The following is a 360-nucleotide window of genomic DNA, read 5'->3' as shown; positions in this document are numbered from 1 at the left end:
ATACGAAATTCTTTAATTTTCTTTGGTATTTCCTTAGTTCCAGTGACATATATCATCTTTAGTGTGGTTGATAAGTATTTACCACCCCATATCAGAATTGGACAAAAACTGCCATTTCCAAAGATTAGCATTACCACATTGGCTGCATCTCTTTATCTGTTATATGTTATTCATAGTTTGTTTTTACTGCATTGGAAAATCAATCTTTACATAGGTATTACCGTATTTTTTATTGCCTTTACTTATTATCCTTTTTATATCAACCGACAGAAAATTAAAGAATTTCGTATAAAGTTTGAGAATTTACAAGATATTATTGATGCCCCAGATGCAAGTGACCATCTTAAAACATATAACAGA

The 360-nt window shown here is 30.0% G+C and carries 1 pseudogene; it reads left to right on the top strand.

The window, feature by feature from the left end:
- A pseudogene (locus tag J582_RS27195) lies at positions 1 to 360 on the top strand (hypothetical protein); the annotation flags it as partial.

It is taken from the genome of Acinetobacter sp. 1566109 (genome assembly GCF_000582255.1).
Classification (GTDB): domain Bacteria; phylum Pseudomonadota; class Gammaproteobacteria; order Pseudomonadales; family Moraxellaceae; genus Acinetobacter; species Acinetobacter nosocomialis.
Note: the sequence above shows the minus strand (reverse complement) of the source record. Positions and strands in the feature narration are given on the sequence as shown.